The organism is Motilibacter rhizosphaerae (genome assembly GCF_004216915.1).
Lineage (GTDB): Bacteria > Actinomycetota > Actinomycetes > Motilibacterales > Motilibacteraceae > Motilibacter > Motilibacter rhizosphaerae.
This window is the reverse complement of sequence record NZ_SGXD01000001.1, coordinates 917284-943129: the sequence shown is the minus strand read 5'-3', so window position 1 is coordinate 943129 and position 25846 is coordinate 917284. Positions and strand designations below refer to the sequence as shown.

The following is a 25846-nucleotide window of genomic DNA, read 5'->3' as shown; positions in this document are numbered from 1 at the left end:
TCCGGCCGCAGCCGCCGTCGGGGAGGGCGGCGGCGCGACCGGGAGGCCGGGGCCCACCCCCGCAACGGGGGGACGAGGGGAGCGAGCCGGTTCCGACCCTAGGCCTGTCGACCGACAGACGCAGAGGATCGGCAGGGTGTCACTCCACAGGGGGTGCTGTGCACCGGACGGCCTCGGCCGACAGTCGGAGTCGGGACCGAGTGCGGTCGGTCGAGCCGTGAGCGGAGCTCCTCCCGCGCAGAGAGCGTTCTAGCCAGGACAGGGACGGCACGAGCGGCGAGCCTCCGCTCGGGGCGGTGCGACGACCTACTCCTCGTCGAGGCCCTCGAGCTCCCGAGCGAGGCGCAGGAGCGCGTCCCGGACGCGGCTCTTCGCCGTCGCCACGGGGATGCCGAGGACTCGTGCGACCGAGGAGTAGCTGTGGTTCCCGTAGAACGCCAGGACCAGAGCCTGCTTCTGGAGCTGGGTGAGCACGGTGAGCTGGGCACGGACGCGCTGCTCCATCCAACGGCGAGCGACGAGGTCCGCGACGTCGTGGTGCTCTGCGAGCAGATGGCGCGCGTCGAGCTCGTCCTGGTCGCGGCGTCGCGCAGCCTCGACCGCGCGGACGCGGTCGATGGAGCGGCGGCGGGCGATGGTCATGATCCACGAACGTGCTTGACCGGTCCGGGGCTCGAAGCGGCGGGCGTACTGCCAGACCTCGATCAGGACCTCCTGGGCCACCTCCTCGGCGAGGTGCTCGTCCTGGAGGATCAGTCCGGCGACCCTGCGGATGGGCGCGTGCATCAGTCGGTAGACCTCGGCGAAGGCTTCCGCGTCCCCGTCGCTGGCACGGACGAGCGCCAGCGCGAGCAGGGTGTCCGCTGCGCTGACGGACTCCTCGGGCGGCGGGGCTGGACTGGCCATCAGGAGGTGTTCGTACGCGGGCGGCGTCCGGATGGGGCGAAGAGGGACATCGAGGACATCTCGGCTCACGACTGCGCCCGACCCACCGCTGACCACCGGCCGCTCCTCGGCGTGGCGGCGCACCCACGCACCGCGGCTGCACCTGGTCCGTCTCACTCGGGGGAGGGGCAGACGTCCGTCCCGGCCGGTGCGAGAATCGACGTCCTCGTCAACTCGCGGAGTGGTTCTGTGCCCGTACGTCCCGTGCCCCGTCTGCCCGCCGTACGCACGTCGGTCGTCCTGGTGGCCGCGCTCGCAGCGCTGTCCTGCCCCTCGGCAGCGACGGCAAGCGCACCGGCACCTGCAGCAGCGGCCGCCTCCGCAGCACCGGTGGTGCCGTCCCCCGAGGACCTGGTCCTGGACGCCGCGGCAGGCGGCAGCGACGCCCGCCCCCGGGCAGGGGTGTCGACGCGGGCTGTGTGGCCGCGTACCGCCTTCGCCGTGGTCGAGGTCCGTGGGACGTTCTCGCGGTGGGCGGCGGGCGTGTGGTTCCAGCGGGGTCGGTGCGGCAGGCCCGAAGCGAGCCCGCAGTTCCCCAGCGCGATCGCGGCGCAGGGGCCCGTCGGGGAGGACGCCGAGGTCGAGTACGCCCAGTCCTACACGTGCGACCCGAAGGACAGCACGCTGCCTCGACACCTCGGGGACCTGCTGATCGACGCGGGGAGCGGCTTCACGCACGTCGAGCCGTTGGGGGGGCAGCCGACGAAGCCGGCCTCCCAGCACACGTACTCCTACGTGGTACCAGGACAGGGTCACCGCCTCGGCTTCCGGGTGCGTGACGTCAACGCCGCCGACAACTACGGCCAGTTGCAGCTGTTCGTGCGGTCGGCCGTCGGCGGCGACTGCCGCGCGGGCGGCTGGCGCGCGTTCTCCAGCTACTCGAGCGAGTCCCAGTGCCGGGCCGATCTCGGCGCCGGGCGAGCTCCGCTGCCCCCGGGCGCGACAGTCCGGTTCACGTCCTTCCCCAGGACTGCTCGCAGCGGCGCTGCGGTGGCGGCCCAGGCCACCGTGCGCGGCACGGCGGTACCGGTGTCCTCGGCGGTCGTCGGGCTGTGGCGCCAGCAGGGCCGTCGCTGGGTCCGGGTCGCCGCCGCCCGCCCCACTGCCGCCGGCCGAGTCACCGTCAGGTTCACCGCACGGGCCACAGCGACCTACGCATTCCGGATCGACGGCGTCCGGGCGTCCAGCTCCAGTCGCACGTTGCGGGTCGTGCACCCGCGTCGGTGAGACGAGCCGTCGTCGACGGCGGCGACGCCCGGAGCCCTGTCCGCTCCCGAGCCGGACGAGCGCACGGGCCCGTCGGCGACGGTCAGGCCCGGCGTCCCCGCAGCAGTTCCGCGTAGAGCGACTCCGTCCGGGCGACGAGGGCAGGGACGCTGTAGCGGGCGAGCAGCTCCTCCGGCACGGGTCGACGAGCGGTGCCCAGCAGCTCGTCCACCGCGTCGGCGAGGGCCCGGAGCTCCTCCTGCTCGCTCCCGGTCTCGGGCAGGTGGCGCGCGTGGGCCGGCGGCGGGCCCTCGTCGTCGATCGCCGGGCACTGGCTGTAGACCGTGGGCAACCCGTTGCCGAGCGCCTCGATGATGGAGATGCCGAACGTCTCGTCACGTGACGGGCTCACGAAGACGTCGAACGCGTTGAGGAGCCGTGGGACGTCGTTGCGCGGGCCGAGGAGGTGGAGGCGCTTGGAGATCCCGAGCTCCTCGGCGAGGGAGGTGAGACGCGCTTGGAGCGGCCCGTGCCCCGCGATGACGATGTCGATGGGAGCGGGGGAGTCCTCCGCCGCTCTCACCATGGGGGCGAGGGCGTCGAGGAGCGACTCGAAGCGCTTGACGGGGTCGAGGCGACCCACGGCCCCGACGACGCGCCCCTCGTCAGCGAGGCCGAGCTCGCGCCGCACCTCGTCGCGCACGGCGCTGTCGAAGGCGAGCGCCTCGAAGTCGACGCCGTTGTCGATCACGACGACGCGCTCCTCGGCGATGTGCCACTCGGCGATCCGCTGCGCCGTCGTCGGCGACACCGCGATCGTCCGGTGCGCGAGGGCGGCCAGGGCACGGTAGAGCGCGGCGAGCTGCGGCGTGCGTGCGCGCCCCTCGATGGTCGCGGTCATGATGGAGTGCTCGGTGGACACGATCGCGGGGACCCGGGCGAGCCGTGCTGCGAGGATCCCGAACAGCTGGCCGCTGAGCAGGTGCACGTGCACCACGTCAGCACGCTCCGCCCGGAGGAGCCGCGCCAGGCGGACGACCGCGGTGAGCTTGCGCCACCCGGTCATGCCGAGGAGGCGCACGTCGTCCCCCCGCTCGACCATGCCCTGACCGACCTGCCCGAGCAGGTAGAGGCACACCGCGGTCGCGTGGCTGGTGCCCCGCTCGACGAGGTACTCGATCTGCTTCTCCGCACCTCCCGGCGCGAGGCCGGGGACGACGTGGACGACCCGGGTCGCGCCCGCTCGAGGCGGGGTCCGCTGCGCAGGCGCAGCACCTGACCATCTCCCCCGGTCCACCTCGGCGTAGAGGCTGGCGAGGCTCCCAGCGGCGCCGTCCCAGGTCGGCAGCAGCGGCGGAGCAGATGCTGCGGTCTGTCCGGTCGAGGCCAGCACGGACGCGAGCACGTCCGCCACGTCCTCGGCACGCGCTCCCGGCGCCACGCCACGCACCAGACCGTCCTCGACGAGGTCGGCCACGCCGGCGGTGTCGGTACCGACCACGGGGACGCCGAGGGTGAGGGCCTCCATCACCGCGACCGGGTGCGCCTCGTAGTCCGAGAGCGCGGCGAAGACCGCTGACGTGGCGAGAGCGCGGGCCATGCCCTCGCGGTCGCCGGGAGGCAGGTGCCTGATCGTCACCGAGTCCTGCACGCCCAGCCGCTCTGCCAGAGCGCGCAGCTCCGCTTCGTACGGACCCGCTCCGAGGATCTCGAGGAACGCCCCTGGGATCCGCTGCTGCACCAGCGGCAGGGCTTCGATGACGCGGTGGTGGCCCTTGTACCGCTCGAGGCGCCCGCTGGAGACGATCTTGCCGGGGACGACCGCGACGCCCTCGACCGGTTCAGGCAGCGCGCCTCCGTTGCGGATGACGCGGATCCGCGTGAGCGGCAACCCCGTGGCTTCGGCGAACAGGCGCTGTTCCGAGCGGCTCACACCGACGAGCGCCGCTGCGTCCCGCAGGAGCGGGGCCAGCAGCCGCCACTGGATCCCTCGCGCAGCGTTCCGGTGGCCCGCGGAGCTGCCCCCCGTGTGGAAGGTGACGACGTACGGGATCCCGGCCCGCCGGGCTGCCGCCATCGCCAGGACCGGGACGAGGGTGTGGATGCCCTGGACGTGGACGACGTCCCAGTCGCCCTTGCGGATGAGCCTCACGAGACCGGGAGCGAAGTAGTAGTCCCGCTGCGCCGGCCACGCGCGGGTCCTGAGGACGCGGAAGCCCTCCACGCGCTCGTCGCGAGCCCGGGAGCCCGTGCGGTCCGTGGCCGCGACGGTGATGTCGAGGTCGTCGCGGGCGGCGAGCCGCTTGCTCACCTCGTGCACGTGCGTCTCGATGCCACCGAGGTCAGGGAGGTAGCGGGCGGCGACCTGGAGGACGCGCAGCGGGCGCTCGTTCATGCAGAGGGGTCCGATCGGTGAGGGGTGCAGCGCAGGACGACGACGATCGCCCTGCCCCAGGCGGGACAGGGCGATCGGCGGCACCGGTCAGACCGCGAAGTCCCTGGGGGCGCGGACCTCGCTGTCGACCTGCAGCGCCACGGGGCGGCGGATCTCCGCCTCCTCGCGGAGATCGATCACCGACTCGACGCGCTCCCGCTGCACCTGCTCGGGCAGGGCTTCGAGCGCGCTGTCCTCCGTGGTGGCGAGCTGGTCCAGGTCCTCGAGCTCCTCGACGAGCGATGCCGCGCCAAGGGGCTCCAGGTCCAGCGGCGCGGGAGCCGTGACGTTCTGCGACAGCGAGCGCAGCCGCTGGCCGTTGAGGACCTCGCGCTTCTCGATGGCGATGGTGCGCAGGACGCGCAGGCCGTCGCTCACGGCGTTCAGGTTGCTCTGACCGTGCAGCCGCTCCGACTCGAAGGAGGCCACCTCGGCGATCGTCAGCCCGGCGGTGTGGACGCGGATGTTGATCAGCGTCTCGACCTCGAAGCCGTCACCCCACTTGCGCTCGTCCGAGTCGTCGCCGATCTGCCCGGCGTCCATGTCCAGGACCGGCAGGATGCGCGTCCAGAAGGCGTTGTAGCCGTAGCAGAGGTCCCGGTAGCGCGTGCCGTGCACCGTGTTGGTGAGCGCGTTCAGCGCCCAGTTCCCCCAGGAGCGCACGCGGGTGATGTCGCTCGACCCGCCTCCGGCACTGAACCGGCTCCCCTTCGCGTAGTCCGCGCCCGCGACGAGGGCGTCGACGAAGAACGGGATCTCGCCCGGGTCCATGGAGCCGTCCGCGTCGATCATCACCGTGATGTCGCCGGTGGCGGCGTGGAAGCCGCAGGCGAGGGCGTTGCCCTTCCCCCGCCGCGTCTGCGTCACGACACGGACGTCCGGCCACAGCGCGCGCGCGACCTCGACCGTGTCGTCCACGGAACGGCCGTCCACGAGGATGATCTCGGCCACACCGGCCGGCATGTGCGCGGCGAGCCACGGGAGGTTCTTCGCCTCGTTCATCGCCGGCACCACGACGGAGACCGACGGTCCCGCCGGATCGATGTCGCGACGCTCCGCGGTCACGAGGACGCGCAGCGGCGCGCGGGTGCTGTCTGTGCCCAGCGAATGGATGTTCGGCAAGGAAACCCCCCCAAGGGTCGTGGCCTGGATGAGCCCGGCCACGCTGCCGGACGGACGACGCCCGCACTGGACGTCCGCTACGTACTGTTCGGAGGGAAGAGCCGATCGGATGGCTGTCACCCTGCCGATCACACTGAGTCACATCTTGTGACCCTGCCGGGTCGGGGTGCGCACCCCTCCGTCTGCGCACCTCTGTGGGCACGTCATCCCACGTCCTCGGCGGTTCTAACCCTCGTCCACCACACTACGTGACCTGGACCAGGGCAGTCGACCGCTGCAGGACGTGCCCTGCGCCCGATCGGGTACGGCTAGCATCGCCGAGTGACATCAGCTCCTCTGCGCCTGTTGAGCCAGACTCTCCAGGCGGTGCGAGCGGATTGCTCACGCTACGTGTACCTGCTGCGACTGGATCTTCCGGAGGAGCAGGCCCTCTCCGCGTTCCGCGGCGCCGTGCGCGCGCTGGTCATCTGCCAAGGGCTGCAGGCCTCGCTCGTCTACCGCCTCGGGCACGCCGTCATCGTGTGGGAGCCGGAGACAGGAGGGGGGCGCCTCCTGCGCCGGCTCGCGCGCGCTGCCCACTTCGTCTGCGCACGGACGATCGAGTCCACGACGGGCATCCGGATCAACGAGCGCGCCGACATCGGCCCCGGACTCCACATCGCGCACCACGGCACCACGATCATCGGCGCGGTGACCATGGGAGCGAACGCGACGATCACCCACAGCGTGACCATCGGCAGGAGCGGGCGGCGCGGAGAGCGGGCGACCCCCGTCATCGGGGACCGCGTGTGGATCGGGCCGGGAGCCGTCATCACCGGGGGCCTGCACATCGGCGACGACGTGGTCATCGGCGCGAACGCCGTCGTGACGAAGTCGCTGCCGGACGCAGCCGTGGCCTACGGTGCTCCCGCGCGCATCGCGTCCTACCGCGGCAGCTTCGACCAGGTCCTGTACGCCGGGGCCGAGGACGATCCCGGCCGGGTGCGCGCCGTCGCGCGAGCTGCCGAGCGCACGAGCTCGACCGCGGCCCAGGAGCACGGCGCTCGGTCCGAGGCCTAGCTGCTGGCCGGCTCGGGCGACGCGTCCGTCGAGGGGTCGAGGACGAGGGTCCTGAACGCGCTCGTCGAGCCGGTGCGGACCAGCCGCACGATCGTGCGCGCTGCCGGGCGCTGCACACCGACCCGCACCGGGTGTCCGGGCAGGACGCGGATGTCCCGCTGAGCGGTGGTGACGACCCGGTCGGTGACGACCTGGAGGTCGTAGGGACCTGAGGCAGCGTCACTGCTGATGACGACGGCCCAGCTCCCGCCGTCGCGGTCGAGGGCGAGCGCCAGCGGGGCCGTGTCGCTCCGCTCGGCCGCGCTCACCGCGACGGCGGCAGCGCCGGCGGCGACGGCGAGCGCGACGGCGTACGTCAGCGTCCGCGCGCTCCACCAGCGCGGCGCCTCCCGGGCCGGTCTCCCGGAGCCGGGGGCCGAGGCGCTCGCGCGGGCTGGAGCGGCGAGCAGGCCCAGCGCGACGACCGCGTAGCCCAGTGCCCACGTCGTCCTCGTGAGGCCGGCAGGGACCAGGTCGAGGACGACGCCGAGGAGGACCAGGAGGACCAGGACGCCACCGACGGCCAGGGCGAGCTCGTCGAGCCGGCCGCGGCGCCCGCGCGGGACCACCTGGAGCACGGTGCCCGCCACCGAGACCACGACCAGCGGTGCGCGTAGCGCGCCGGGGGCCCCGAGGAGCACGGCGGCGCAGGACAGCACCACCAGGAGGGCGACAGCCTGACGCTGCCGGGTCGGCGTCACCGGAGCCCGCGGACGTCGTAGATGGCGATGGCTCCGTTGTCGTAGACGCGCTGCGCTCCTGGGACCGCACTGAACTTGGTGAGCGCGGAGCACGCCACCGGCGTGGTGCGTCCGCGTCCGTCGAGCTCACCGCTCTCGTAGTAGACGCCGATGCGGGGGAGGTCCGTGCAGTCCCGGCGGTCGTCGACCACGTAGTCCAGCCGAGCCAGCCGGATGAGCTGGCGGTCCCGCGGAGTGTAGGTCGCCCCGAGCAGGACCTGGCTGGCGTCGATGTGGTCGGCCAGGTGGGTGACGCTGTACTGGCCGCCGATCGCGCCGGCGAGCAGTCGACCGACGCGGTCGGCGAGGACGCGCTGTCCAGGGGGGAGCTGCGCAGCCTCCCACTCGGCGGCGGAGACGTTCGCCCCGTCGATGCTGCGCGAGTCGGCGGAGACCAGGTAGGGGCCGGGGGTCCTGGACCAGATCGGGCCCGCGCCGAGGATGGACTGCCCCAGGAACACCTCGCTCACGACGACGAGACCGAGGAGCACCGAGGGCCAGCGGGTGAACGACCACCGGGACGCCATCCAGCCACCGACGAGGAGGCCGAGCCCGACGAAGAGGAACCCGGAGGCACGGTCCGTGACCTCCGAGGTCGCAGCGGTGACGTGCCCGGCCGGGATGAGGGGGTAGAGGGCTCCGGCGGCGCACAGCAGGACCGCGACCGCGTCCCGGGCACGGAGCCAGCGACGCCCGTGCAGGAGCGCGGGCACCAGGCTGAGGAGCACGATGCCGAGGGAGAGGACCAGGGCGAGCTGCTCCCACTGCGGCGTCTTGACCCCGCCGCCGTCCGCGAAGTAGGTGCGCGACTGCCCGGACTTCGCGAGTCCCCCGACGTCCGAGGCGGAGCTCTCGGCGATCGTCGAGAGGTAGCTCACGACCGTGTTCCCCGGACGGACGACCCAGCCCGCGACGAGGACGGCGCCGAGCACCGTCAGGAGCGCGAGGGGCACGAGCCGCGGGGAGCCCCGGCCGCGGAGCGCGAGCTCGAGCAGCGCCCAGAGCCCGATCGTCCCGACGAGGAGCATCGCGGTCAGGTGGTGGGTGACGACCACGGCGGCGAGAGCGAGGACGGGCAGGGCGAGGAGGCGGAGCGCCGGACGCCCACGGACGCCCGCCGGCTCTGCCGTCCCCCTGGGCAGGTCCAGGGAGGCCGGCGCGAGCCGCGTCACCGCGAGGTAGATCGTCAGGAGCGCGAGGGGGAGGGACAGGCTCTGGTACGAGTACTGCGAGTTGAAGAAGAGGTACTGGGGGTTGCACGTGTAGACGAGGGCCGCCACGCACGCGGTCCTGGAGGAGGACGTGATGGCCCGTACGACTCCCAGGAGGGCGAGCGTCATGGCCACGCGGGCGAGGACGAGGACCACGACGGCGGCGGGGCGGTCGCCCAGTCCGAGCAGGCTGCGGGTCCCGGAGGTCGCGATCTCGAGGCCCGGGTAGGACGCCGACGCCGGGAGCAGCGGGTTGGCTGCGAACAGGTGGTGCGTGAGGTCGATCGCCCGCAGGGTGTTCGCGTGCGCGAGCTCGTCGTGGAAGACGAACCGCGTCGGGTACAGCAGCACGCGGGTGGCGTACAGCGCGAGAGGCAGCATGACGGCGACGGCGAGCCGCTCGCGGGTCGGCGTCGGACGCCAGAGGGTGCGGGCGGCGGCGGGGACGAAGATGACGAGGAGGGCCAGCCAGTAGAGCGCGTCCGTCTGCGTCTGCGAGTCGCCGTGCCGGCCGCGGGCCGCGGCGACGGCGAGCAGCAGCAGCCCTACCGACGTGGTCAGGGCGATCTGGTGCGTACGGTCATGCACGGCGCGGCGCGACGACGCGACCCGTGCCACTGCCACAGCAGGAGCGGCGTTCATGCCTCGGTGCTTCCGCGTCGGGGGTGGGGGGCGGTCGTGCGCTGCGAGCTCCCCGCGGTCAGCTGGTGCCCCCGGCCGAGCACGCTCTGGTCATCACGCGCCCGGGACGAAGACGGCACAGTCGCACAGCGCGCAGTCGGTGCCGCGCCGCAAGTGCTCGTGCGCCACCGCCGCGTGTCCGCACGCGGCGCACGACCCGCCGGAGCGGCGGCGTGGCGTCCATCGTCCGCGCACGTGGCCGTCCTCAACTCGTCACCCGGATGCTGTCGATCACCATCTTGGCAGGGAACGGTGTGCTGCTGTCCGGCGCGCCTCCCCACGTGCCACCGACCGCGAGGTTGACGATCAGGTAGAAGGGCTTGTCGAAGGGCCACTCCTGGCCACTCCGCAGGTCGACCTCGGCAGCAGTGAAGTAGGGCCGCCCGTCGATGCTGAAGGTGATGGCGCCCGGACGCACGTCCGCTGCGTAGGTGTGGAACCCCGTGGTGAGGTCGGTGCCCGTGTCGTGGTCCGTGCCGGTGCCGCTCACGCGCTGGCCGCGCCAGCCGGTCGGGTCCTGCTGGTCGCCCAGCCCGTGCACGTTGGCGTGGACGGTGCGGGGGTCGCGCCCGAGCACCTCCATGACGTCGATCTCCCCGCTGCGCGGCCAGTCCACCTGGGGGCGGTCCGTCCCGATGGCCCAGAACGCCGGCCACAGCCCGCGGCCGGACGGCACCTGCATCCGCGCCTCGACGTGCCCGTAGGTGAAGGCGAACGCGCCCTCGGTCGTCAGCTTCGCGGAGGCGTAGTCCGTCGCGCGCCCCTCGGTGGTCGTGGGCTGGTGCAGGGCCGAGAGGACGAGGTGACCCTGGCCGTCGAGCGAGCTGGTGGACGAGTCGGCGGTGTAGGCCTCCAGCTCCCCCTCCCCCGCGGGACCGGGGTCCTGCACCCTGGTCCAGGGATCGCCGGGGGCTGCGCCCGCGCGACCGGCGAAGTCGTCGTGCAGCAGTGTCCGCGGCTTGCCCAGGCCGCCCGTCCAGGAGACCTGGACGGCGCTGGCGACGGCGAGGCCGCGCGAGGTGGGGAAGGTCAGGTGCAGCACCTTGCCCCTGACCTGCACCTCACCAGTGACGTGCCGGACCCCGCTGGCCGACGGCCCGGTCGCCAGGTCGACGTCGCGCGCGAGCGGGTCGCCGCCCGAGAGGACGTCGAAGACCCGGGCCCCGGAGCTGTCGCCGGGGATGCGGGGGGCGAGCAGGTCGACGGCGTACCGCCCCGGCGTGGGGACGGGGATCGTCCAGTCCGTGACCCCCTGCCGGTAGTGCTCGTAGAGCTGCGGACTGGCCGTCCCTGCGGGCGCGGACCCCAGCTGCTCGACGGTCCCGCCGTGCACGTCCGTCGCAGGGCTCCACACGGATCCCCTGCTGTCCGTCACCTCCTCGGTCCCGACCGTCTGGCGGAGGGTGAACCCCGCTGCGCCCGGTGCGCCGCGGTGCAGCAGCCGTACGCCGACGAGCGCTCCGGCGACGAGCGCCAGGATGACGACGAGGCCGACGAGGGCCCTGCCGCGGCGGGGGGGCCGGCTGCCGTGCGGCGGTGCGAGACCGGGCTCGAGCCGCGGGGCAGCCGTCACTGGCTGAGTCGGGCGCGGAGGTAGCCGGCGACGGTGACGCCGAGCCCGATGACCACGGCGGCGCCTCGTCGGGGATCCCGTGAGACGAGTCCGCGGAGCAACGCCGCCGGCAGCGTGCGGGTGACGTAGGCGCGCTCGGACGCCAGGGCGGCGTCGTGGGAGGAGAGGCGCCCCACCTCGACCTTGCTCCGTCCCTCCCCGTAGCAGCGGCGGACGAAGTACCGCCAGGTGGCGCGCTGGGGCGTGACCCGGTGCAGGACCTGGGCGGCCGGCTCGAGCAGCACCTCACCGTGGGGGAAGGCGGCGCGAGCACGGATGTACAGCTCGGTCTCCTCGCCACCCGCGGTGGACGCTCCGACCCGGCCCACCGAACCGGCGAACCCGCCGACCGCGTCCAGGACGGAGCGGCGCAGGCTCATGTTGGCCCCGATCGCGTTGCGGATCGGCGCCGCGGTCTGCGGCAGGCCGCGGTAGGAGCAGCCGACCACCCAGTCGAACTCGGGCGGGAACCAGCTCGGGCGGTCGGCGGGCCACCGCGGCTCGACGTGCCCACCGACGCCGATGACGGGTCCGCGCGCGTACGCGTCCGCGGTGCGCTGGCTCCAGTCCGCAGCAGCAGTGGCGTCGTCGTCGAGGAACGCGACCACGCTGCCGGTCGCCGCGGCGACGCCCGTGTCGCGCGCCCCCGACAGGCCCGGGCGCCCCGTGCTCGCCAGCACCGCGAGCGCGGGCCAACGGTCGCGGGCGCGGGCGAGCAGCCCGTCGTTGTGGTCGATGACGACGAGGAGCTGCCCGACCGGGCGGGACTGGTCGAGCACGCTCTGCACGGCCGCGACGAGGTCGTCCCACCGGTCGTCGGTGTAGGCGCAGATGACCACGCTCAGGTCGGCCGGCGCCACCGGAGCGGTCAAGTCGAGGCTGGGCTCGCGGGACTCGTCCGCGTCGACGGAAGGCAGGGACAACTCGACTCCGATCTCAGGCGGTGGTCCTCTCCCTCGAGGCACGCGACGATCTGGCACGACGACGGACACGACCGCGCCGCCCTCCAGGAGGGCGAACGCGCAGCGGGCAGGGTGTCGTTCCGCCGGCAGGTATTCGCCCCAGCTCGGCGCACGGACGGGTCCGCCGGCCTGGTCACCGTGGACGAGTCTGCCAGAACCCCCGACCGGGTCATCAGCAGCGCGAGGGATGCAGCCGATGGGGGGAACATGCGCCGCCCCTCGATGCTCGCTGCTCCCTCGGTCCGCGCGGGGAGGGCGACGGCGGCAGGGGCCTGCCTCGCCACGGTCAGCATCGCGGTCGGGAGCCTCGTGCAGGCTCCGTCAGCCGGCGCGGCGCAGGTGGCGACGCTCGAGGCCGAGGCGATGTCCTACCCGGGCGGGACGGGAGCGGTGTACGCGGACGCCAAGGCGTCCGCCGGGCGCGAGCTCATGCTCTGGTCCACCGCGAGCGCGGCCGGACGGGTGAGGCCCTCCTCCCCCGGCACCCTGGTGCTCACCGCGCGCGGACAGCTCTGCAACGGAGCCCCGCAGGTGCAGGTCCTGGTCGACGGGACGCCGGCGGCCACGATCACGGTCAGCGCGACGAGCTGGCGGGACTACCTGGTCCCCGGGCTGCGCACCGCCGCCCCGCACGCGGTCGTCGTGCGCTACGTGAACGACGCCAGGACGGCCACCTGCGACCGCAACGTGCTCCTCGACCGGGTGACAGTGGTGACCACGCCGAGCTCCGCGACGACCCCCTCGAGGCCGACGGGCGCCAGCGCCAGCCCCGGCGCGACGTCCAGCGCGCGAGCGAGTGCGACCAGCTCGAGCGCTGTCCCGCTCCCGCCCGCGACCACTGGGGCAGCGACGGCCACGCCGAGCACGACCACGCCGAGCACGACCACGCCGAGCACGACCACGCCGAGCACGACCACGCCGAGCACGACCACGCCGAGCACGACCACGGCCATGCCGAGCACGACCACGGCCACCAGCGCACCGGCCCCCGGTGCCTCCGGGGCCGCCCCCCTCGCTCCAGGCGCATGGCAGGTGAGGATGACGGCCGGGAGCACCCCCGTGACGGATGCGCTGGGCCGGACCTGGTCCCCGGCGTCGGGCCTGTCAGGAGGGGCACCCACTCCGGTCTGGGGCGGGATCGCCGGCTCGTCGAGCGAGGCGCTGTACAAGAGCGCTCGACTCGGGGTGCGCGACTGGACCGTCCGCGTCCCGGCCGCGGGCACCTACGCCGTGGACATCCTCACGACGGACGCGACGGGTGACCGACCCGGTGACCGCGTCTTCGACGTGACGGCCTCGGACGGCACTGCTGCGACGACGGCGCTGGCCACTGGCGTCGACATCGTCGGCACCGCCGGAGGGTGGTGGGCGTACCACGTCACCGGGCGGGTGGCCGTCGCGTCCGGCACGCTCGTCGTGCACTTCGTCCCCCGCCGCGGGGAGACGCTCGTGACGGCGCTCTGCGTCACCTCCGCCGGCGGGCTCGACCTCGGCCCGACCACCACGGACGACTTCACCGGGCCGGCGGGAGCAGCGCCCTCGGCCTCCTGGGTCCCCCGCGTGGGGAGCGGGCCGTGGGGCTCCGGCGAGCTCGAGGCCTACACCGCGTCGCGGTCGAACTCCGCACTGGACGGCGCAGGGCACCTCGCGATCACGGCGCGCCGCGAGTCGTGGTCCGACGCGTACGGCTCACGCGCCTACACCTCCGCCCGCCTGGAGACGAAGGGGCGCCTGACCTTCACGTACGGTCGCGTCGAGGCGCGCATGCTGGTGCCGGGCGGCGCGGGGCTCTGGCCGGCGTTCTGGAGCCTCGGGTCCGACATCGACGCCGTCGACTGGCCACGCAGCGGCGAGCTCGACGTCATGGAGTCCCTCGGCTCCCAGCCGGACACGGTGTACGGGCACCTGCACTCGCTCGGAGACGCCACCGACGCCACCGGCTGGCAGGGACAGCACGTCTCCGACATCGGGCGGGGCTTCGCGCCCGGGACCCCTGTCGCCGGCGCGTGGCACACGTACCAGATGGAGGTGACCCCGGAGTACGTCACGTTCGGCGTCGACGGCCGGCAGTACTTCACGGCGACGCGCACCGACATGCGGCCCGGTCAGGCCTGGCCGGTCGGCAAGCCGTACTACCTGGTGCTCGACCTCGCCGTCGGAGGGGACTGGGGCGGCGCCCCCGACGCGTCCACCCCGTTCCCGGCCACGATGCTCGTCGACAGCGTCACCCTGCGCCCGTGACCCCTCCGACCGCGTGACGCGGGGGGCCGCGCGGCCCAGGGCGGAGCGTGGCTCGCCTACGATGGGCACGACGGCGCGGGCGGCGCTCCTGCGCGGTCGCGACCGCATCGACGCAGCCCGCACCGGCGCGAGCAGGACGAGCCGGTGGACGGGGGACGCAGTGCGGGGCAAGCGGCGGGGATCGCGCGGGCTGGGCCGCTTCCAGGGGTTCGAGCGCATCGCCGCGGTGACCGCCACGCTCGTCGGGACGCAAGCGGTCACGAGCGTCCTCGGGCTCGTCTACTGGACCGTCGCCGCACGCGGCTTCTCCGTCCGCGCTGTCGGACTCGCCAGCGCGGCCATCTCGGCCATGCAGCTGCTCGGGTCGGTCGGCATGCTCGGGCTCGGCACCCTGCTGATCCGCGAGATGTCCCGCATCGACCAGGGCCGCCGCCGGGTCCTCGTCCGCACCAGCCTCGCGCTCGCGGCGGCCGCGAGCACCCTGCTCGGTCTGCTCCTCGCCGTCGCCGTGCACCTCCTCCCCGCTCAAGGGCTCGCCCCGGTCGGCGCCAGTCCCGCCGTCGCCGTCGCCTTCGCCGTGGGAGTCGGGCTCACCGGTCTCACGCTGGTGCTCGACCAGGCCGTCCTGTCCCTGGGTTCGGGGCTGCTGCAGCTCGAGCGCAACGTCGTCGCCAGCGCGACGAAGATCGTCTTCCTCGTCGTGCTCGCCGCCACGGGACACACCGGAGGCATGGCGATCTACCTCTCGTGGACCCTGGGGAACGCCGCTTCACTGCCGCTGGTGCTCTGGCGCACGAGGGGAGGGCGGCAGCTCGAGTCCACCAAGGGCCTGTTCGACTGGTCGATGATGCGGGACCTGCGGGGTGCAGCCGCCAGCCACCACGCCCTCAACCTGGCCCTCCAGGCGCCACCCCTGCTCCTCGGCCTGGTGGTGACCCTCGTCCTGTCCCAGACGGACAACGGCTACTTCTCCACCGTGAGGCTGGTCGCGGGGTTCGTCTTCGTCCTGCCCTACGCCATGGCCGTCGGACTGTTCGCGGCCTCGGACGCCGACGAGCGCGAGCTCCTGAGCCGCATGCGGCTCACCCTCCCGTTCGGCATCGCGGCCAGTCTCGCGGCGGACGTCGTGCTCTGGCCGATCGCCCACCCGATCCTGTCGGCGTTCGGCAGCCAGTACGCGAGCAACGGCATCACCGAGCTGCGGGTGATCGTCCTGGCGGGTGTCCCGCTCGTCGTGAAGGACCACTTCGTCGCACTGCGGCGCGTCCAGGGCAGGACGACGGAAGCGGCGGGCGTGGTCCTCGTCGGAGCAGTCCTCGAGGTGGCGGCGGCCACGGGTGGCGCGATCGTCGACGGGACGCGCGGTGTCGCGGTCGCGTGGGTCGTCGCTCTCGCCGTCGAGGCCGCCGTCCTCGCCGTCCCTCTGGCCCGCGCGCGCCGTCAGCCGCCGCTGCCGGCGGCGGCCGGCCCGGCCGCGGCCGGTCACGCCGTGGTCGACACCCTGGAGTCGGCTGACGCCGGGCTGACCGAGACGCCTCGCAGCCCCGGGGCGGCACTGCGCGACGGCCCGGGCGGAGCGGCAGCGCCCTAGCTCCGCCGCCCTCGCCGCCGGGTGGCGCGACGAGGGCGCGGTGGTCCGCACCTGGGCCCTGCCCTCGTGCGGCTGACCCGAGGACGACGAAGGCCCTGGCCAGCTCTCGCTGACCAGGGCCTTCGTCTACTGTCTCGACACAGCGTGCGCCCGAAGGGACTCGAACCCCTAACCTTCTGATCCGTAGGCAGCCTGGCGACGATCCGCCTGGTGCCAAAGTGTAGCCGCAGGGCTGTGACCTGCGGTTCCATCCGGTCGCGTGATCCGGGCAAAGGCATCGAGTACCGCCTGTCCGTGCAGATCCGCGGCGTTTCCTAGCGCACTGCCAGCGCGGCCAGCCCCTCGGGGTCGCCGTGGCGGCACTGCCTTGCCCTTCCCGAGGAGGCCGCCGTGCCCACCGCTGTCCCGCCCCTCTCGCCCTCGTCGACCGCGTCCACGTCGTGCATCTCGCTGTCGTGCGAGTCGCCGTGCTGCACTCATCCCGCCGCCGTGCGCATCACCGACCGGTACGGCGCGCACGTCCTGCTCTGCTCCTGGCACTGGGATGGCATCCAGGTCGGCGACCTTCCCCAGCTCTACAGCCACTTCGGCAGCCGGGGCATCGTGCCCATCACGATCCTGCAGTCCTACCCCCAAGGCGTCGGGGTGTGGGGCGAGTCCGGCATGAAGGCGCTGTTCGGCGCCGCCACGATCAAGGTCATCGGCTCGGGCACCGACGATCCCTCGTTCGCCGAAGACATCTCCCGCCTGGTCGGGGACGCCGACGTCGACATGGTCTCGGTGTCCTCGGGTGCCGACGGCAAGCGCTCCCGCTCCCGCTCCGTTCAGCAGCGGCGCATCCTGTCAGCCGCCGAGATCCGCGCCCTGCCCAAGGGCCGGGTCATCGTGCTGTCCACCGGGTCGAAGCCCGCGCTGCTGCACTCCGCCCCCTGGTACACGGGGACCCGGAAGGACGAGATCGCCGCGGCCCTGGCTCGCGGCAACGGCGAGATCGAGGCAGCCGCTCTGCAGGGCCGCCGAGCCAGCATCCCCGACCCGGCCTGGCTGGGGGCGGGCGCGCTGGACGGTGTCGCAGGTGCCGCGCCGGCGGCCGCGTCGTGAGCGCCGAGCCGTTCGACGACGGCACCCTGCCGCCGACGAGCCTGAGCGAGGCCGCCGAGCGGATCGTCTACCTCGAGCAGTGGCTCGGGCGCCTGGACGGCGTGGTCGCCGACGTGCAGTACCGGCAGCCGCCGGCGCCCGGGGTGCCGCCGCGCGAGCCGGTCGCCCCCGGGGACGAGTGGGTGCCGCTGTTCGGCTCGCTCGCCGAGTTCGTCCAGGGGTTCTTCGTCACCGCGTTCGCGCGGACCCTGGGGGGCCCGACCGGCATGTGGTGCGCGCAGTGGTGGGACCACGCGGAGGCGATCATGCGACTGGAGGCGCTGTGGCGGACCTTCGAGGCCGCCCGCCTCGACCCCGACAAGGGCATGGCCACCTGGTTCGCACACCACCTGGACCACCACCTCCCGATCCTGCTGTCCGGGTCCGGGCCGTTCGGCCAGTGCCGCCCCGACGAGCACCGGCCGCCGCCGGCGCTGCCCTCGCTCCCCGCGCCCGAGGGCTGGTGGGAGCCAATGACCCACACCTACCGGCAGGCCTAGCCACCCCCGGCGCGCCGCCGAGCGCCGAACCCCCCTCTCCTCGCCGCTTCCGCCCCGCACCTCTGGAGGTTCTCCGCCATGTCAGTCCCGACGTCAGGCTCCGCGCACGAGCAGCACGAGGACCCGGCCGCGCACGCGAGCGGCAAGGTCGTCCAGTGGGTCAGCGTGGCGACGATGGCCGCCGAGGCGCTCGCCCAGATCGCGGCGAACCGCTCCCGCGAGCGCGCTGCCGCCGACGAGCGGGCCGCCGCGGCGGCCCGAGCGGAGATGCAGGCCCGGCACGGGCAAGCCACCGCGGTGTGGGCACCGCTGCTCGACCCGCGGACCCGCGACAGCGTGGGCCTGGGGCAGACCGGCCACATCTGGGCGACCGCGCAGGGCTGGCGCCCCGCCCCCGACGCCGAGCGCGTGACGCAGCTGGCCGAGGACCGGCTGCGCACGCTGCGCCCCGACGTGATGGAGCGCTACGACCGACTCCGCAGCGACGGCGTCGACCCCATCGACGCGATGCGCCGCGTCGCTCCGTACTTCGACCAGCCCGCGGCGCGCGTGTGGGAGGGGCAACCGGGACCCCGGCGCGCTCCGCTCGAGCAGGACGTCGAGGACGTCGCGCTCGGCGCAGCGGTCGCCGTCGCGGCGACGGAGGAGCAGGGCCTGCCCCGGCTTGCCGCCCTCGCTGGCGGCCGCCCTTCCGCCGGGCAGCAGAGCGCCGGGGAGGGAGGAGAGTCCTCGCGGAGTGAGGGCACGTCCGCGGCGCCCGCGCTGCCGACGCTGAGCGAGGTCGCGGCCACGTCGAACGTGATGCACTACCTGCAGCTGAAGGACTACGGGATGCCGGCGCGTGACGCGCTGCACGCCTCAGTCGGGTCGGCTCTGCCGTGGGAGGCCTACGCCGGCTACGCCGAGGCCCGGCAGCGCGGCGTCCCCGCCCCCTCCGCGGTCGAGGCGCTGCGCGGCCAGCTCGGTGCCGGCCCGCGGCTGGACGCTGGCCGCGCTGACCTCCCGGAGGTCTACACCGCCGCCCTGCACGCGACCGGCTCGGCCGTGCCGAGCGCAGCGGACCGCGAGCGGGCGATTGAGGCGACCGTGGAGCACTTCATCGCGCACCCGACCAGCCCCACGGTGCGGCACGAGGACTTCGGCGACCTGTACGACCGTGCCGCCGAGCAGGCCCGCGTCAGCGCCGGGGTTGGCGGCACGCCGCTGGACGTCCCAGCGAGCGTCGAGGGCTACCGGGAGGTCGAGGGCCGGCTGCGGGCCAGCGCCGCGCACCTGCTGCAGGAGCAGCCTCCCGCGGCGACAGCGACGCTGACGCTGCCGGACCGGTCGCTCGCGGCCGCGCAGCAGGCGCAGAGCCGGGACCTCGGGGACCTCGCCACGGTCCGAGGCGAGACCGCAGCGCAGCACGGGCTCACCGCCAGGTCGCAGGCGAGCGTCCTGGACGACCCGGCGACCCCGCGCGTCGACGAGCACCAGGTGGGCGTGGCCCGCGCCGTGCCCGAGCAGACCACGGCTGCGAGCGATGCAGGGCAGAGCCGGGGCGCGCGTGCGGAGAGCGACCGTGACACCGTCCTCGCGCTCGACACCGCCAGCAAGGTCAGTCCGGTGGAGCTCGCGGCAGTCGCGTTCCCCGAGCCGATGAACGCTTCCGGCGCAGCAGCCGCCCGGGCAGGCGCGACCGGTGTCGCCGCCTCCGCCACGTCGGTGCAGCAGTCCAGCGCCGCGACCGTCGCGGCCACCGCCCACGCTGCGGCGACGCCGGTGCCGCCGCGCAGGGGCATCCGCCGGTGACGAGCATCGCCGCGAGCGTGTGCGACCTCCCCGAGCCGGAGGACGCCGCCGAGCCGCTCGCGCCGGTCACCGCACCGGCGCTGGCGGCCGCCGCGTACCCGGTTCCGCTGCTTGAGCTCGCGGCCGCACCGTCGCTCGACCCCACCGCTCCGCCCACCCCGACCCGACAAACCGGAGGTTCTGATGGCCAACCCCACGCTTCCCGTTGACGCGCTGGCTGTGCTCGCCGCGCAGCAGGAGCAGCTCGACGCGCTGCGCCGCACCGTCGAGGCGCAGCAGGAGACCATCGAGCGGTTGGTCGCGCGGGTCGGGCTCGCCCCCGCGCCGCGTGTCGCGCGGCGGTCCTGATGGCCCCGGCTCGGAGCGCCGGCCGCAAGGCCGGCGGCGCGCGCGACGAGGCCCGCGACAAGGCTCGCGACGAAGCGAGAGCCGCGAAGCTCGCGGAGCTCCACGGCAAGTTGGCCGAGCAGGTCCGGTCGCTGTCGACGGGTGAGGACTGGAAGCGCTGGCTGCAGACCGCGGCGGTGTTCCCGACGTACTCGTTCAACAACCAGCTGCTCATCGCGATGCAGCGCCCGGACGCGCGCGCTGTCGCCGGCTACGGCGCTTGGCAGAAGCTCGGGCGGCAGGTCACATACGGGGAGAGGGGCATCGCGGTGCTCGCCCCCATCATCCGCCGGGCGAAGGCCAACACAGCCGACAGCGACACCCCCACTGGCACCAGCAGCCCCGCGAGCGCGGGCTCGGCAGAGGCCGGGGACGGCGGCGAGCAGCGCCGCGGCGGCCGGGTCGTCGGCTTTCGCCAGGCCTACGTGTGGGACGTGTCCCAGACGACTGGCGAGCCGCTTCCCGAGGCCCCTCGCCCCCAGCTGCTGCAGGGCCAGGCGCCGCCCGGGCTGTGGAACGCGCTGGCGTCCCTGGCCGAGGAGCAGGGGTTCACCGTGCGGCGCGGGGAGACCGCGCCGGCGAACGGCTACACCGACTTCGGCAGCCGCGAGGTCGTCGTCCGCCCCGACGTCGACGACGCGCAGGCGGTGAAGACCCTCGCCCACGAGCTCGGCCACGTCCTGCTTCACGGCCCGGGCGGGCACGGCGGGGAGCACGGCGAGCCGGGTCGGGGTCACGGCCGCCCCGAGCAGGAGGTCGAGGCCGAGTCCGTCGCCTACCTCGTGGCCGCGGCTCACGGCCTCGACACCGACGGCTACACGTTCGCCTACGTCGCGGGCTGGGCCGCCGGGCGCGACGCCGCAGACCCCGAGCAGGTCGTCCGCGGCACCGCCCAGCGAGTCCTGTCCGCAGCTGGGACCGTCCTCGCCGCGACCCAGCCCGATCAGGCCCAGGTCGTCGGGGACGAGTTGGCCGAGCACGTTGCGGCTAGCACCGCCGCCGCTGACGATCTGCTAGCCCGCGCCGAGGGGGTGCGTGACAGCCTCGCCGACGCCCCCGCAGCCCCTCGACCGGCCGCTCGGGGCACGGCCGTCGGTCAGGGCCAGGAACCGGCCACCCCCTCGGCCACGCTCTCCGCGATGCACGCCGAGGCGCAGGCCTTCTACGTCGAACGCCTGGCCCGCGAGCTCGCCAAGCACGAGGCCGGCGGCAGGAGCGCCGCCGCGACCGCCCTGATCGAGCGCGGGCTGCCCGCGTCGACAACCGCGGCCTACGGGGTGGGCTACGCCCCCGCCACGTGGACCGCGCTGACCGACCACCTGCGCGCGAAGGGCTACACCGACCGGCAGATCCTCGACTCCGGCCTAGGACTGCGCACCAGCCGTGACACCGTCGTGGACCGCTTCCGCAACCGCATGATGTTCCCCGTCCACGCCGTGGCTGGTGCTAACGGCACCAACGGCATTAATGGGCCTCAGCGGGAGCTCACAAACGATCTCAGTGACGGCACCGGAGTGGTCATCGCCTTCATCGGCCGCTCCCTCGACGCGGACGCCGGCGAGGAGGGCGCGGCACCGAAGTACCTGAACTCCCCGGAGACTGCGCTCTACCGCAAGGGCGAGCACCTCTACGGCCTCGGCGCCCCCGCCGTCGCCGCGGCGCTCGACCGCGGGGCGGTACCGGTCGTCGTCGAGGGGCCGTGGGACGCGATGGCCGTCTCCGCTGCTGACCCTGACCGCTTCGCCGGCGTTGCCGCAGCGGGCACCGCCCTGACCGCGGCGCACGTCGCCCAGCTGGCCGCGCGGGTGCCGCTCGCCGAGCGCGGCGTCATCGTGGCGATGGACGAGGACACCGCCGGCCGACAGGCGGCCGCCGCGACGTACCCGCTGCTGCGCGCTACCGGTGCGTGGCCCACCTACGCGCCGGGCCTGCCCGGCGCCGACCCGTCCAAGCTGTCCGCCGAGTACGGGTCGGACGTGCTGCGCGCCTCCCTCTCGCTTGCCGAGACCCACCCCCTCATTGAGCGGGTGATCGAGCAACGGCTCCACGGCCGCGACCTCAGCACCGCCGAGGACACCGTCCGGGCGGCCAGCTACGTCGCTGCCGCGCTCACCGACGCCCCACCCGCCCGCGCGGCTGAGGTCATCGCGAGGGTGTCCACCTTCCACGGCCTGCGCCCCGAGGCCGTGCACACCGCCTACCGGGCCGCGCTGGAGGAGCACGAGGAAAAACGGAGCCGCGGGGGGGCGAGATGAGCCCGCGCCAGCGGGCAACTCGTTCCTGCTCGGCTCACCCGTGAGCCTCGCCGCGGCAGCCTTCCCGACCACCGCTACCGGTGCCCTTACGGGCCCTAGCGAGCATCAGCACCGCACAGTGAGCGCACCTCCGCGAGCACGACACCGCTAGGTAGCTGGGCGGGAGGTGGGGGAGAGGTCTCGGCGGTACCGGGCTGCTCCGTTGCGGTTGCAGAGGGAAGCGAATTCGGTCCGTTTTGTCGCCTAAGGTCACTGTTGGTTAGCACCAGGGCCGCGAGACGTCGTGACCGCGTTCGCCTACGGCCTGGCCCTCTCCTCAGAGCTGGTCACGCGGCGTCCTCAACCGCTCGACGGCGGGAGGCGCGGCGGTGGCGCACCGCAGGATGGGCAGGGCGTCTCATTCAGAGTCGCGAACAAGACGCAGTACGGGACGGGGGGAGGGAAGACGTGGGTCGTCAGGCAAGCTTGCCCAGGTCTCGTCCTCGCCGATCCGCGTCGGCTTCTCCTGCTGGGGGAGGAGGTCTGTGAAAAGGACGAGGGTTTCACCGAGGCCCGTGGCTGCCGGGGCGATCAGGCCGTGCCGGCCGAGCTGATGTGCGACTTGCGCGACCTGCTGGCACCTCTGATAGCCAGCGCGGTCGTACGTCGGGCACTGCAGGTCCTGCACTGCAAGACCACTGGCGGCACGGGCCGTAGCTGTCCGCAGGTCAAGCAGCCCCGTGACGCTGACCTCGCACGTCACGAGGACGCGGGGGAGGAGTCCGGCGATGAAGGTCTGGCGATCCTGTTCCGTGTCGAAGTCGAGGGGGTCGACCTGGTGACGGTAGGCCTCGACGACGACAGAATCGGTGGGGCGTACGAGGTACAGGACCGGAAAGCCGGTCTTGGTGCCCCATCGCCCGTCGCTGGCGTAGCCGTCGAGCGCTCGTGCGGCGAGCCGAACAGACGAGTGCCGCTGCCAGCGGCCGGTCTCCGACACCTCGGCCAGCTCCGCTAGGCGAGCTGCAAGGTCGAAGGCGGTCACATCCCCCTCACGATGTTGTCCACTTCCTCGATGACCTCGTCGACGCGCCCCTCACCGAGGAGCTCGATCGGCCGTCGGCCCTCGAGGTTGCGGTTGCGCGAGCGCAGCCAGATCTGGATCGCCTCGTCGCTGTAAACGTCACGCAGTTCGCCCACGACGTGTTGGACGTCGATAAGGCGGGTGGCGGCCTTGCCGCGAGGTGTCGAAGTCCCCTGGCCCCAGTTCTGGATGGTGCGGAGACTGGCTCCCACGGCGTGAGCGAGCTCGGCTTGCGTGATCACGCGGCTCGTGACGTCTTCCACGATGCGCATGTAGCTGATGTTGCCCGACGCGTCTGCGGTAGACCGCGGCATGTACTAGCTCCTTCTGGCGGGTCGATCGATCCTTCTGCACATCGTCCTGCATGTCAAGTTGCGCAGCCGACTGCGTGCTCAAGTGCATGTCGTGCTAGCGTTATGGCAGGGAACGGAAGGGGCGGGGTATGGCTCAGCTCGTTGTGCGTGCTGGTGGGGGCGATGTCGCCCTGATCGAGCGCGTGCTTACCGGCGCTCCGTCCGACCGTCCTCACCGTCTCGTGACCGACGCGCACGTCGCCCAGTCTTCGCCGCGCCTGGCGCAGGCGGCACGCGGGGCCGGCGTGCCGTTCATGGTCGATCCCCAGACGCACTACCTGCAGGACACCCAGCACGACGCTGACAGGTGGGCACAGTTGGCGTTCGCGTCGCCAGCAGCACTTACCCCCGGCGACCTGCTGGCCAAGCGTGCCGGCGAGGCTCTCGTCGCGGGAGTGCTCGAGCACCAGCTGGCCTGCGGCGCGACCGCGCTGATCGCGCCCTACGTGCACATCGAGCGCGCTGATGATGGATGGCGTGAGGCGCAGATCGCGCTGTGGCAGGCGACGGGGCGATACCTAGAGCGCCAAGGGCTGCGGCTGCCGATCCTGCCCGTCCTCGCTCTCGGCTGGCGCCTCCTCGAACGCCGGGAGTGGCCAGCAACGCTGACACCGCTGATCGCGACGCTCGAGACCAACCTCGCCGTCAACGAGATCGCGCTTGCCGCCTCGCGCGTGGCCGCAGGCGTGACGGCAGCAGACCGCCTCACCTGCATGGTCGCAGTGATCAGAGAGCTGCGCGCCCACTGGCCGGTTCTCATGTGGCAGCAGGGCGAGCTGGGCGACGCCGCCCTCGCCGCGGGCGCTGAGGGATACGAGTGCGGGATCGGCTGGCGCGAACGCTGCGACCTGGGAAGCCAGATGCGCGCGCACCGCAAACCGACCAGACGCGGCGGCTCAGCCCGGCCCGTGTACATCGGCGCCCTCAGGGCGAGCCTGCCCAAGAGCTCGGTCGAAGCCCTCCTTGCAGCCGACCCCGCTGTTGCGGCACGGCTCACCTGCCTGGACCCCACCTGCTGCCCCTCCGGTCGCCAGGCGCTTCTCACCGATGCCCGGAGCCACGCAATCGCCGCACGTCGCAGGAGCATCGAGCTGGTCATCAAGCCCGCCCAGCCCGCGTGGCGCTGGAACCACCTCGCACGCGAAGTCACGGAGGGGTTGGCCCTTGCCGACCGAGTCAACCTCCTCGCCACCTCAACACCGGGCGTCAAGCGGATCAACACGACCGCACTCCGAGCCACCCTGTCACTCGCGAACAGTCGTCGGCAGACCCTTGGCCGACGCGCCGCCTAGCACGACCGGCCTGTCGGAACAGCCCGGGAGTCGCTCTGTACCTCCTTGATCATTGCCTCACGACTGCACGCAAGGCCAGGTCTAGGAAGTGCGATCGAGCGGAGGTGAGTCGGTGGCATCGCGCGAGGAGTTGCTGCAACGGTTGAAGCAGGGCCCGATGTTTCAGCACTGGCACTGGCTGCGGTGGAACTTCGAGCAGTCCCCGGCGACGCCCTTCGCCACACTGACCTTGGACGCGCTGCTGCGCTGTGAGGCGCGCATGGAAGGCTACGCGGATGCCATGCTGAGGACGCTGGAGAGCATCGGGGGTAGGGAATACGACCCCGATGACTACGAGCGCATCAAGCAGTGGCTCGGCGAGCTCGCGGTCGTGGTCCACTTCGTGGACTGGGAGTGGCCGGTACCTGTCACTTTCAAGCGGGAGCCGGTCGCGCCCGGGTCGGGGCGAAACCCCGAGTTGATCGTGAGCAGTGAGACCTGGCGGTTTGGCGTCGAGGTCAAGACTCCGGACCTGCGGCTGCTGCGAGCAGGTGGACGTCAGGCGCAGCCGTGGCAGCTCCTCACGCGCGTCCCTGGCGGCCGGGACCTTCCGGGCGGGGTGACCTTGCCCCGTGACCTGGCGATCAAGGACTTCCTCCATAGCGCGGATGCCAAGTTCGCTGGCTTCCACGCCACTGACGCCCACTTCTACGGCGTGCTGTTCATCGTCTGGGACGACTACATCAACGAGCCGATCAGCGCCCTTCTGGGAGGACCCTCGGGGCTCTTCACGCGTGGCAACTTCGACCTTGCGTCGAGTGGCGAGCCGCACACCTATCCCAACGTCGACGCCGTCGTCGTTCTGCGCCAGCAGCACCAGCTCCAGGAGGGCATGGCCAACTGGCCGCCCATTGACGAACGGCGTCACTTCCTGGACTACGGCGACGTCGCTCGATTCCCGCCGAACGCCGTGATCCCTAACCCTTCCTCCACGCGTGAGCCTCCTGCCGCGGTGGTCGACGCGCTGCAGGCGTACCTGCCAGGCCCGACGATGGGCGCTGAGTACGTGCCCAGCGAACTCGTCATGTGGCTGGACAGTAGGGACGGCGACCGGTGAGACGGCCGTGACAGAGCGCTGCTCCGAGAGCAGGAGCAGCGGGTGCCACTCGTGCCCCCTCTGCTTGCCGGCCGCCTCACCTCCGCTCCGGACTGGCTTGCCGCGACCGTGATCAACAGGCGATCA

General features: G+C 73.1%; 20 protein-coding genes and 2 pseudogenes. 12 read left to right on the top strand and 10 right to left on the bottom strand.

Annotated features, from left to right (window positions below):
- Positions 1 to 306: 306 nt before the first annotated feature.
- Positions 307 to 906 carry a sigma-70 family RNA polymerase sigma factor gene (locus EV189_RS04240; RefSeq protein WP_130491655.1) on the bottom strand — a complete coding sequence of 200 codons (600 nt, stop codon included), beginning with the start codon at positions 904 to 906 and terminating at the stop codon, positions 307 to 309.
- Positions 907 to 1149: 243 nt separating this feature from the next.
- Between EV189_RS04240 and EV189_RS04235 the strand changes: the two genes are divergently transcribed.
- Positions 1150 to 2172 carry a hypothetical protein gene (locus EV189_RS04235; RefSeq protein ID WP_130491654.1) on the top strand — a complete coding sequence of 341 codons (1023 nt, stop codon included), beginning with the start codon at positions 1150 to 1152 and terminating at the stop codon, positions 2170 to 2172.
- An 82-nt stretch (positions 2173 to 2254) separates the two neighbouring features.
- Here EV189_RS04235 and EV189_RS04230 read toward each other — a convergent pair whose 3' ends face one another.
- Both EV189_RS04230 and EV189_RS21100 read right to left on the bottom strand, forming a co-directional pair.
- A complete protein-coding gene (locus EV189_RS04230) occupies positions 2255 to 4546 on the bottom strand; it encodes a glycosyltransferase family 4 protein (RefSeq protein ID WP_130491653.1) in 2292 nt (763 codons plus the stop codon).
- 369 nt (positions 4547 to 4915) lie between these two features.
- Positions 4916 to 5587: pseudogene (locus EV189_RS21100) on the bottom strand (glycosyltransferase family 2 protein); the annotation flags it as partial.
- A 510-nt stretch (positions 5588 to 6097) separates the two neighbouring features.
- On the opposite strand from EV189_RS21100, the gene EV189_RS04220 reads away from it, so the two are divergent.
- Positions 6098 to 6766, top strand: coding sequence for a serine acetyltransferase (locus EV189_RS04220; protein WP_130491652.1), 669 nt, complete (start codon positions 6098 to 6100; stop codon positions 6764 to 6766).
- On the opposite strand, the gene EV189_RS04215 is transcribed toward EV189_RS04220, so the two are convergent.
- The 4 genes from EV189_RS04215 to EV189_RS04200 form a co-directional block, all read right to left on the bottom strand.
- Positions 6763 to 7446: a hypothetical protein gene (locus EV189_RS04215; protein ID WP_130491651.1), complete on the bottom strand. Its 684-nt coding sequence runs from the start codon at positions 7444 to 7446 to the stop codon at positions 6763 to 6765. The genes EV189_RS04220 and EV189_RS04215 overlap by 4 nt on opposite strands.
- A 56-nt stretch (positions 7447 to 7502) precedes the next feature.
- Complete coding sequence (locus tag EV189_RS04210; protein WP_165400118.1) at positions 7503 to 9380, bottom strand: hypothetical protein; 1878 nt, start codon at positions 9378 to 9380, stop codon at positions 7503 to 7505.
- Positions 9381 to 9642: 262 nt separating this feature from the next.
- Complete coding sequence (locus EV189_RS04205; RefSeq protein WP_130491649.1) at positions 9643 to 11010, bottom strand: family 16 glycosylhydrolase; 1368 nt, start codon at positions 11008 to 11010, stop codon at positions 9643 to 9645.
- Positions 11007 to 11972, bottom strand: coding sequence for a glycosyltransferase family 2 protein (locus EV189_RS04200; protein ID WP_231116037.1), 966 nt, complete (start codon positions 11970 to 11972; stop codon positions 11007 to 11009). Before EV189_RS04200 ends, EV189_RS04205 begins: the two co-directional genes overlap by 4 nt.
- Positions 11973 to 12218: 246 nt before the next feature.
- On the opposite strand from EV189_RS04200, the pseudogene EV189_RS21095 reads away from it, so the two are divergent.
- Positions 12219 to 12665, top strand: a pseudogene (locus EV189_RS21095) (hypothetical protein); the annotation flags it as partial.
- Here EV189_RS21095 and EV189_RS20595 read toward each other — a convergent pair.
- Entirely contained in the window at positions 12659 to 12979 is a 321-nt protein-coding gene (locus tag EV189_RS20595) for a hypothetical protein (protein ID WP_231116036.1), read from the bottom strand. The pseudogene EV189_RS21095 and the gene EV189_RS20595 sit on opposite strands and share 7 nt — an antisense overlap.
- 91 nt (positions 12980 to 13070) lie before the next feature.
- Here EV189_RS20595 and EV189_RS20590 point away from each other — a divergent pair, with 91 nt between their 5' ends.
- The 7 genes from EV189_RS20590 (at position 13071) to EV189_RS04170 (ending at position 21916) form a co-directional block, all read left to right on the top strand.
- Positions 13071 to 14252 carry a glycoside hydrolase family 16 protein gene (locus EV189_RS20590; protein WP_231116035.1) on the top strand — a complete coding sequence of 394 codons (1182 nt, stop codon included), beginning with the start codon at positions 13071 to 13073 and terminating at the stop codon, positions 14250 to 14252.
- Positions 14253 to 14313: 61 nt separating this feature from the next.
- The gene (locus tag EV189_RS04190) at positions 14314 to 15843 is read left to right on the top strand and encodes a polysaccharide biosynthesis protein (protein ID WP_130491647.1); all 1530 of its coding nucleotides are present in this window, start codon (positions 14314 to 14316) and stop codon (positions 15841 to 15843) included.
- Between the two features lie 390 nt (positions 15844 to 16233).
- Positions 16234 to 16944 (top strand): TraG/TraD/VirD4 family protein, encoded by a 711-nt coding sequence (locus tag EV189_RS04185; RefSeq protein ID WP_130491646.1) that lies wholly within the window; start codon positions 16234 to 16236, stop codon positions 16942 to 16944.
- Positions 16941 to 17483, top strand: a complete 543-nt coding sequence (locus EV189_RS04180) for a DUF4913 domain-containing protein (RefSeq protein WP_130491645.1) — start codon at positions 16941 to 16943, stop codon at positions 17481 to 17483. Before EV189_RS04185 ends, EV189_RS04180 begins: the two co-directional genes overlap by 4 nt.
- A 78-nt stretch (positions 17484 to 17561) precedes the next feature.
- Entirely contained in the window at positions 17562 to 19274 is a 1713-nt protein-coding gene (locus EV189_RS04175; RefSeq protein WP_130491644.1) for a hypothetical protein, read from the top strand.
- 183 nt (positions 19275 to 19457) lie between these two features.
- Positions 19458 to 19622 (top strand): hypothetical protein, encoded by a 165-nt coding sequence (locus EV189_RS20030; protein WP_165400117.1) that lies wholly within the window; start codon positions 19458 to 19460, stop codon positions 19620 to 19622.
- A complete protein-coding gene (locus tag EV189_RS04170) occupies positions 19622 to 21916 on the top strand; it encodes a toprim domain-containing protein (RefSeq protein WP_130491643.1) in 2295 nt (764 codons plus the stop codon). The genes EV189_RS20030 and EV189_RS04170 overlap by 1 nt, the downstream gene beginning before the upstream one ends.
- Before the next feature lie 397 nt (positions 21917 to 22313).
- Here EV189_RS04170 and EV189_RS04165 read toward each other — a convergent pair whose 3' ends face one another.
- Both EV189_RS04165 and EV189_RS04160 read right to left on the bottom strand, forming a co-directional pair.
- Positions 22314 to 22940, bottom strand: coding sequence for an RES family NAD+ phosphorylase (locus tag EV189_RS04165; RefSeq protein ID WP_130491642.1), 627 nt, complete (start codon positions 22938 to 22940; stop codon positions 22314 to 22316).
- Positions 22937 to 23251 (bottom strand): antitoxin Xre/MbcA/ParS toxin-binding domain-containing protein, encoded by a 315-nt coding sequence (locus EV189_RS04160; protein ID WP_165400116.1) that lies wholly within the window; start codon positions 23249 to 23251, stop codon positions 22937 to 22939. The genes EV189_RS04165 and EV189_RS04160 overlap by 4 nt, the downstream gene beginning before the upstream one ends.
- 170 nt (positions 23252 to 23421) lie before the next feature.
- On the opposite strand from EV189_RS04160, the gene EV189_RS04155 reads away from it, so the two are divergent.
- Both EV189_RS04155 and EV189_RS04150 read left to right on the top strand, forming a co-directional pair.
- Positions 23422 to 24624, top strand: coding sequence for a hypothetical protein (locus tag EV189_RS04155; protein ID WP_130491640.1), 1203 nt, complete (start codon positions 23422 to 23424; stop codon positions 24622 to 24624).
- Between the two features lie 112 nt (positions 24625 to 24736).
- Positions 24737 to 25720: a hypothetical protein gene (locus EV189_RS04150; protein ID WP_130491639.1), complete on the top strand. Its 984-nt coding sequence runs from the start codon at positions 24737 to 24739 to the stop codon at positions 25718 to 25720.
- The last annotated feature ends 126 nt before the right edge of the window (positions 25721 to 25846 follow it).

Excerpts from the sequence above, each read along its gene's own strand:
- EV189_RS04240 (WP_130491655.1), bottom strand. The coding sequence starts at position 906 with ATGGCCAGTCCAGCCCCGCCGCCCGAGGAGTCCGTCAGCGCAGCGGAC.
- EV189_RS04230 (WP_130491653.1), bottom strand. The coding sequence starts at position 4,546 with ATGAACGAGCGCCCGCTGCGCGTCCTCCAGGTCGCCGCCCGCTACCTC.
- EV189_RS04190 (WP_130491647.1), top strand. The coding sequence starts at position 14,314 with ATGGGCACGACGGCGCGGGCGGCGCTCCTGCGCGGTCGCGACCGCATC.
- EV189_RS04175 (WP_130491644.1), top strand. The coding sequence starts at position 17,562 with ATGTCAGTCCCGACGTCAGGCTCCGCGCACGAGCAGCACGAGGACCCG.
- EV189_RS20030 (WP_165400117.1), top strand. The coding sequence starts at position 19,458 with ATGGCCAACCCCACGCTTCCCGTTGACGCGCTGGCTGTGCTCGCCGCG.
- EV189_RS04170 (WP_130491643.1), top strand. The coding sequence starts at position 19,622 with ATGGCCCCGGCTCGGAGCGCCGGCCGCAAGGCCGGCGGCGCGCGCGAC.
- EV189_RS04160 (WP_165400116.1), bottom strand. The coding sequence starts at position 23,251 with ATGCGCATCGTGGAAGACGTCACGAGCCGCGTGATCACGCAAGCCGAG.
- EV189_RS04155 (WP_130491640.1), top strand. The coding sequence starts at position 23,422 with ATGGCTCAGCTCGTTGTGCGTGCTGGTGGGGGCGATGTCGCCCTGATC.